Origin of the sequence: Sphingobium sp. YR768, assembly GCF_900111125.1 — a bacterium.
Classification (GTDB): Bacteria; Pseudomonadota; Alphaproteobacteria; order Sphingomonadales; family Sphingomonadaceae; genus Sphingobium.
Genome location: NZ_FOGE01000068.1, coordinates 1 through 7,245, shown reverse-complemented (window position 1 = coordinate 7,245; position 7,245 = coordinate 1). Strand labels below are relative to the sequence as shown.

Genomic DNA, 7,245 nt, shown 5'->3' with positions numbered 1-7,245 from the left:
CGGGGCTCCGCCCCTCCCTACGTTCAGCCCAGACAACCGATCCTACCGGCCATCATAGTTGCCGCTCAACCGGCCATCGTAGTTGTCGCCGCGCACGAGATCGCCTACATCATGAGCCGCTGGTGTCGCGCGTTCGATGCTGCGACTGGAGCGCGGTCGGGACGTCTTCCACCCGGACGGCCATGATGATCATGGATCTATAAAGGCGATAAAGATCGGCTGGTCTTCTGGGTGCAGGGCGGCACCGAAACATCACGCGATCGATGCATTTGACAGGCAATATGCTTTTATTGAGCTTGCCGATGACGCCAATGCCTTGGTCGAGACCTACTCATTCGCGTACCAGCGCTATTTGCCCGAGGACGCCGTCACGCGGAAGGCCATTGCGGGCGGAGTCGAGCTTGGCGACCAGGAGTTCGATATGTTAATAAGAGGTCGATAGTCGATCATTTCGTAAAGCGCGAAGACCGCTGGCGCATCTTGACGCGTCACGTCCGATTCGACAATTCCCAGATGCTGCCGGTTCCCGCGAACAGCGCCAAGCTGGGCGACGATTGGTTATTTCCGCCCGCGACACGAACGATCCCCTCTGGGCGCTACGCGCAAAGCTGGGCATCGTCTGAACGGTCAGTAGCGAGCCGAAATCTTCGCTTCAGGCCAAGGCCTCGGCAATCAGCTTGGTGTCAAAGTAAAACACTCTGAATTCGACAACCTTGCTATCGCGCAACCGCCAAAGCTCGACGACGGGATGCTGGAACGCGGGCTTGCCATGTGGTTTGAACGTTATAAGGATGTGCACGAACACGACGTCGCCGCCACCAGCGAACTGCTGGATATCCCACTCAAAAACTTCGTACGTACCGAAGACCTTCTGCGCCAGTTCGAGTAGCCCCACGCGCCCGCCGGGATATACGCCGCCATAGGGGAGCCCGTCGGGGTCGATAGACACGGCATCGTCGGCGAATGCTGTCGCAAATCCATCGAAATCATTTTGATCCATATAGCGATAGGCCTTGCGGACGATTTCAATGTTCGCTTCCGCATCATCGAGCAAACCGAGGTCGAGATAATCGCGCGCAGGCTGTTCCATGAGTTGTCCTTGATCCAGGGTCGGAAGAAGTCGAGAATTCAGTTGCTAACGGTCAAGGGCGCCGTGTCGAAATAATCGCGCCAATGGACAATTTTCCCGCCCTCAACCTCGAAGATACCCATGAGTCGGATCGCGAGCTTCTCACTGCCGTCCTTACCCATGATTCGATCGATCCGCTCGGTCAGCACCCGATTCCCATCGGTAGCGATGTACATCATATCAACGATGATAGCGCCCATGTCGGCGGTCCGCTCGAACTCGTCGATGATCGACAGCCCCTGCTGGGCGCCTACTGTCGTCGACATGCCGACATTTTCCCACACCGTCTGATCGGTGAAATAGCCCTGAAAGGAACAGCGAATCGCATCGATGCCTCCGCTCCACGCGTCGAGGAAATCTTCTACTGTCCGTTGGGCCGACATGATTAAATCCCCTCGCTCGATCTCGCATTAGGACTGATTGATATGTCTGGTTGCAGTCGTCCGTTGTCAGAAAGCACTCTATCCGGCTTCTTTTTGGGCGCAACAGTTAGTCCGGCGCCACAAGGCGTTAATCGTGATCTACTATATCATCAGCTTCATATCAACCCGTGTGGGGCGCCGCTGATGATGGAACAGTGCGCGCCAGATATTACCGCCTGCAATGCCATCGTAAGCCACCCGATCAGCCTACGCGCCCCCATTTGGCGAATTTCGACCGCAGGCAGAGGAGACAGCAGAAATGTTCGAGCTTTTTGGCGGGCAGTCACCGAATGTGTTTAAACCGCTGATCCTCCTTGAGGAACTGGGAGTCGGCTATAGTCGGGTGCCGTTGGATATTTTAGAGGGCGAGCAGTTCAGTTTCGAATTCCTCTCGATCAGCCCGAATAACCAAGTGCCAGCCTTGGTCGAGCATGACCCTGCGGACGCACAGGGGCCGGTGTCGTGCGACCTATCTCGATAGCCCACTGCCGCAATTACTGATCGATCACCGCGACAATATTCTGCTACACTATTTCAGCACGCCGATGACCTTCTGACCGTCATCTGCCAATCACCTCAAAGGCGGAACCAAGCCGCGCACTACCTGCTCGCGACTCGGCCAGGGACAATGGAATCGCGCTATATCGGCGCGCCATCGACCAGCATAGCCAGGGCGGCAACGCGCGTGGGAGCCGACCACTTGGTCGCTCGGCGCGTCTTCAGATCAAAAGCGATCTCGATGGACTCAAGTGTCGCTAGGAGATCCCCGGTCGCCGAGTCGATCATCCAACTCATTATCCGTCGCGTCTTTTCCGTCATCGCCAATATCCCGGAACGGACGTGAAAGCGCGTCCCGACGGGTGGAAAGCGATGATAGGCCAGCCTACATTCAAGCGCGGCGCTCGCCGTCGCTTCAACGCCGCCTAAGCATGCGTTCTTGTCACAAAGCGCCATGATGAGGTGCATTGCGTCCGAAACACGGCCAACGATCGCATCGGTACGCATCCTACCCGTCGCATCGCATTCGCCGGGCAGGACCAGTCCGCGACCGCTGAAAATAACGCCTGGTCGCGTCGCCTCGCTGGCGACGTCTAAAGGTGAATCCCCAGGCGTCAGCCCGCGCGCGAAAACCGCGTCCTCGGCGCTCTGCGGATCAGTTGGGTCGGGCCAGGGTATCGATCGCCCAGCGCGGTTAACGCACAGCATGCGCGTGAAGAAGGTCGCTGCCCGCTCGTCGCTGTGCGCGTGGTAGAGAATTTGAACGACCTCAGCGTCATGCGCGCCGCCCCCCACGATCCATGCGCGCATATAAAGTGGATCGGCGTCGAGCGCCTCCTTGAGGAATCGCGAATGCTGGTTGGTAATCAGCAGCCTGCATTCCGCATCCTGCGCGAAACCGTTCACTACGCCAAGCCATGCCCCCGCTTCGGCGAGCCCTTCGAGCGCTTGCGTGAAATAAAAGCGTGCATTCTGGTGGCCCATTTCGTCGCATTCCCAGGAACGCACGCTACCGCGCCAAACCTCATCGCTCAAGCCGACATTCCCTTCGTCGCTGCGAGATGCGCGTAACGGTCGCGCAACACGCGTTTCAACAGCTTCCCATTTTCGTTCATCGGCAGCGCATCGGCAAAGATGATCTGGCGCGGACATTTGACGGGCGAGAGCACAGCACGGCAATGCGCCGACAACGCGTCCGCCAACACCGACGTTGGCAAGCTACCATCCAGCAGCCGCACAACCGCTACAACCATGTGGCCAAGGTCTGCATGCCCTAGCCCGATCACCGCGGCTTCGGCCACAACGGCGTGCCGTTCGAGCACGTCTTCCACCTCACGCGGATATACGTTCACACCCCCGGTGATGATGAGGTCGGTGCGTCGATCACTCAGATAGAGGTATCCATCTTCATCGACATGACCAAGATCGCCGTAGCTGCCCCAACCGGTCGTGCTTTGTGCGGCGCGCGATTTTGCCTCGTCCCGGTGGTAGGCGAAGGGCAGTCCGCCCGAAAAATAAACCGATCCAATCTCGCCCGCAGCCAATTCACTCTCGCTACCGTCTTCGGAAAGGATGTGAATATCGCCGCTAACGCAGCGTCCGACCGATCCCGGGTGGGCGCGCCAGTCAGCCGCGCCGATATGCGTGAGGCCGACATTTTCTGTACCACCGTAAAATTCCTCGACCACGTCGCCCCACCACTCAAGCATCGCCATCTTCACCGCCGGCGGACAGGGTGCAGCGCCATGCAATGCCAAGCGCAACGAGGAGATATCGCGGGGGCAGCGATCGGTGTCGGCCACAGCGAGCAGGCGGGTGAACATCGTCGGCACCCACAGGCTGTGCGTCACCTGATAGCGTTCAATTGCCTCGAGCGCGGCAGCAGCGTCGAATCGCCCCATCACGATCGCAGTTCCCCCCGCGTCGATGGTCCGTGTGAGAAACCGACCAGTAGCGTGATAGAGCGGCGCCAATGACAGATAGACCATATCCGGCGCCAACTTAAATATGCCGCGAATATAGGTTTCGAAGGGGGGCAACTTCCAGCGCTCCGAATAGGGGGTAAGCGGTCGACGAACACCTTTCGGCTTGCCTGTGGTACCCGAGCTGTAGAGGAATTCGCGGCCAATCGGCCGCTCTGGAAATGGCTTTGTCGATGTACCACCCGCAATGGCCTCGGTGAGGCCAATAAAGCCAGGTGCGGGACTCCCAAGCATAACGCGGTGAACCGGTCCCGCGTCACCGAGCAATGACGACGCCTGGACCGCGATCCCCGAATATGATTCGCTAGCGATCAATATCACAGCTTCGCTGTCGGCGACCACATGAGCAACCTCAGCCGCGCTAGACAATGTGCTGATTGGCGCAAAATACAGCCCAGCCCTTCTGGCTGCATACCAAAGAGCGATTAGCTCGGGTCGGTTCTCGATGAGCATGGCGATGGTCGCGCCATCTGCGATGTCAAGGGAGAGCAGCCAAGCGCGAGCAGCGTTTGCCTCGCGGTCCAACCTTGCAAAATCCCAGATCTCACCGGTTTCTGCCATGACAATCGCCATTTTAGAGGGCTGTTCGTACGCCCAGCGCTGAAGATCGTCGCGCCAATCATCCATGGCCCCGCCCATCACAAAAAATTACCTGCTTCAAACAAGATATTTGCAGGTTGTAAGCAGGCGAACTATCTGTGTAAATGGGTCTATATCATCAATGCCTCCAGCCGGCAGCGCAAAGCGAGCCGCGGAGTTCAACATGCAGGGGAAGATGGATGAAAAAGACGGGCAAGGCGATCATAACCTGCGCAATAACCGGGTCGATCCATACGCCGAGCATGACGCCCCACCTTCCCATCACGCCCGACCAGATAGCCGCTGAAGCGATCGCCGCAGCCGACGCTGGCGCAGCTATGTTGCACCTTCACGCGCGCGATCCCGTAACTGGCAAGCCGGACCAGAATCCCGAGCTGTTCAAGCAGTTCCTGCCCCGCATTAAGCAAGCAACCGACGCCATTATCAATATCACGACTGGTGGCGGCCTTGGCATGCCGCTCGATCAGCGCCTCGCCGCAGCGAAATATGCCCAGCCCGAAATTGCATCCATGAACATGGGGTCACTGAATTTCAATATATCGGGCGCGGGTGCAAAAGTGACCCAATGGAAGCATGCGTGGGAGAAGCCCTATTTGGAGATGACAAAGGATTTCGTCCTCTCCAATTCATTCGCCCAGATCGAACGCGGCCTTACCGAACTCGGTGATTTCGGTACGCGCTTCGAGTTCGAATGTTACGATATCGCCCATCTCTACAACCTCGCACACTTTGCGGAACGCGGCTTGGTGAAGCCTCCATTTTTTATCCAGGGCGTCTTCGGCATTCTGGGCGGTATCGGCCCGGATCCTGAGAACGTTATGTTCATGAAGGCGACGGCCGACCGGCTGTTCGGCGACGATTATATCTTCTCGCTACTCGCGGCGGGTCGCCACCAAATGCCGCTCGTCACGCTATCAGCACTCTTGGGTGGCTCGGTCCGCGTCGGCTTGGAAGACAGCCTGTTCCTAGGCAAGGGTCAGATGGCCACCTCCAATGCACAGCAGGTTGCAAAGATAAAGCGCATCCTAACCGAGCTCAGTATTGAGGTCGCAACCCCCGCGGAAGCACGCGCCATCATGCAAACAAAGGGCGGAGATAACGTCGCGTTCTAGGCGGCGTTGACGAATTGTTTGACGCAGCGCCTGCGGGTTGATTCAAGGCTGCCTTTTGGAGGCAGGTTTGAGCCAGGGTGATTTGAGCAAAGCAGAATAGTGTGTTTTGAAGGCTTTGCTGCCGATTGATGCGGCAAACCGGGGGCGAGGTTGGCGCCCAGGGCAGAACCGATCAATCATCAACGGCATATTATGGCGGCTTCGCTGCGGGACGCCGTGGCGTGACGTTCCACCCAAGTACGGCAACTGGTATACGATCTAACGACGGTTCCGGCGCTGGAGCGAGGCCGGGGTCTGGGAGGCCGTCTCGGTCACGCTGGCTGAGATCATGGCCGACAGCGGCCACTACAGCATCAATAGCACCACGGTTCGCGCCCACGTTTCGGCAGCGGGCGGGAAAGGGGGACTCATCGACGAGCTCTTGGCCGCTCGCGGGGCGGGTTCACCAGTAAGCTTCACTGTCTGGCTGACGCACGGGGACGGCCACTCGCTTTCCATCTGACGGTTGGCGAAGCGGCGGATTGCAAGGCCTATGACACGCTGATCGCGTTGCCGGAGCGGGCGCCAAAGGCGCTCCTGGCAGACAAGGGCTACGATGCCGACGCCATCCGCCCAGACCTTGCGAGCCGCAACATCCGGGCCGTCATTCCAGGACGATCAAACCGCCGGGTGAAAATCGAATATGACAGGGCACTCTACAAGTGTCGATGGCGGAGTAAAATGCCCCGGAACGGACATTTGAAAATTCCCCACTTCTTCTGATTGGCCCTTGTCCGGGGCGAGCCCCGGACAAGGGCCAAAACAAAAATATCGGGCATGATCCTCCTGACGGGAGGCACGCTACGATGAAGAAGCTTGGAGATCTGATAATGATCCTGGATTTACATCGCCAAGGTCTGAAGGTGGCTGTTATCGCCCGCCAGGTCGGGATCGACCGCAAGACCGTCCGTAAATACATTGTGCAAGGCATCGAAGTGCCGACCTACGGACCCAGGCAGCCACGCGAGCGCTTGCTTGACCCTTGGATGGACTATCTGAGGTCCAGGCTTAATGCCTATCCGGGTTTGAGCGCGCGGCGCCTTTTGCGCGAGATTTGCGAACGTGGTTACACCGGCGGCTACAGCACGTACGCGATACGGTGCGCGCATTGCGACCGGCAGGCGGCGGCAGCCCCTTCGCCGTGCGTTTCGAGATGCCACCCGGGCAACAGGCACAGGTCGATTTTGCTCAGTTCCGGATGCGATTTACCAGCGTACCAGACAGCGTCCAGATCGTATGGCTATTCTCGATGGTACTTGGCTTCTCCCGGTTGATCTGGGGGCGCTTCGCCCAGCGTCAAACGATGCAGACCGTATTGGCGTGCAATAGAGCCGCGTTCGAAGCGATCGGCGGCGTGCCGCGGGAAATCAGAGGTGGCCGGGTTTGTCTGAACAGGGATCGGCAACGGTTAAGTGGATCGTCTGCCGGGTTCCTTGCCTTGCCAATATGGGGCGTCATGCAGG

At 58.4% G+C, this 7,245-nt stretch carries 8 protein-coding genes and 2 pseudogenes; 6 read left to right on the top strand and 4 right to left on the bottom strand.

Annotation, left to right across the window (positions count from 1 at the left end; genetic code table 11):
* Positions 1-136 precede the first annotated feature (136 nt).
* On the top strand, positions 137-442 hold the full coding sequence (locus BMX92_RS26500) for a hypothetical protein (protein ID WP_093022706.1): 306 nt from the start codon (positions 137-139) through the stop codon (positions 440-442).
* Positions 443-652: 210 nt separating this feature from the next.
* Here the strand turns inward: BMX92_RS26500 and BMX92_RS26495 are convergent, their stop codons facing one another.
* Both BMX92_RS26495 and BMX92_RS26490 read right to left on the bottom strand, forming a co-directional pair.
* Positions 653-1,090 carry a nuclear transport factor 2 family protein gene (locus BMX92_RS26495; RefSeq protein WP_093022703.1) on the bottom strand — a complete coding sequence of 146 codons (438 nt, stop codon included), beginning with the start codon at positions 1,088-1,090 and terminating at the stop codon, positions 653-655.
* 38 nt (positions 1,091-1,128) lie between these two features.
* On the bottom strand, positions 1,129-1,512 hold the full coding sequence (locus tag BMX92_RS26490) for a limonene-1,2-epoxide hydrolase family protein (RefSeq protein WP_093022700.1): 384 nt from the start codon (positions 1,510-1,512) through the stop codon (positions 1,129-1,131).
* A gap of 298 nt (positions 1,513-1,810) precedes the next feature.
* Between BMX92_RS26490 and BMX92_RS26485 the strand changes: the two genes are divergently transcribed.
* Positions 1,811-2,032, top strand: coding sequence for a glutathione S-transferase N-terminal domain-containing protein (locus tag BMX92_RS26485; RefSeq protein WP_093022697.1), 222 nt, complete (start codon positions 1,811-1,813; stop codon positions 2,030-2,032).
* A gap of 158 nt (positions 2,033-2,190) precedes the next feature.
* On the opposite strand, the gene BMX92_RS26480 is transcribed toward BMX92_RS26485, so the two are convergent.
* Together BMX92_RS26480 and BMX92_RS26475 are read right to left on the bottom strand one after the other, a co-directional pair.
* On the bottom strand, positions 2,191-3,084 hold the full coding sequence (locus tag BMX92_RS26480) for a thioesterase family protein (protein ID WP_093022694.1): 894 nt from the start codon (positions 3,082-3,084) through the stop codon (positions 2,191-2,193).
* Complete coding sequence (locus BMX92_RS26475) at positions 3,081-4,658, bottom strand: AMP-binding protein (protein ID WP_177185288.1); 1,578 nt, start codon at positions 4,656-4,658, stop codon at positions 3,081-3,083. The genes BMX92_RS26480 and BMX92_RS26475 overlap by 4 nt, the downstream gene beginning before the upstream one ends.
* Positions 4,659-4,810: 152 nt before the next feature.
* On the opposite strand from BMX92_RS26475, the gene BMX92_RS26470 reads away from it, so the two are divergent.
* From BMX92_RS26470 to BMX92_RS28285, 4 genes and pseudogenes are all read left to right on the top strand, one after another.
* Positions 4,811-5,743 carry a BKACE family enzyme gene (locus BMX92_RS26470; protein ID WP_093022688.1) on the top strand — a complete coding sequence of 311 codons (933 nt, stop codon included), beginning with the start codon at positions 4,811-4,813 and terminating at the stop codon, positions 5,741-5,743.
* A 106-nt stretch (positions 5,744-5,849) separates the two neighbouring features.
* Positions 5,850-6,005: a transposase gene (locus BMX92_RS28580; protein WP_093022685.1), complete on the top strand. Its 156-nt coding sequence runs from the start codon at positions 5,850-5,852 to the stop codon at positions 6,003-6,005.
* 176 nt (positions 6,006-6,181) lie between these two features.
* Positions 6,182-6,505, top strand: a pseudogene (locus BMX92_RS28575) (transposase); the annotation flags it as partial.
* 418 nt (positions 6,506-6,923) lie between these two features.
* Positions 6,924-7,245, top strand: a pseudogene (locus BMX92_RS28285) (hypothetical protein); the annotation flags it as partial.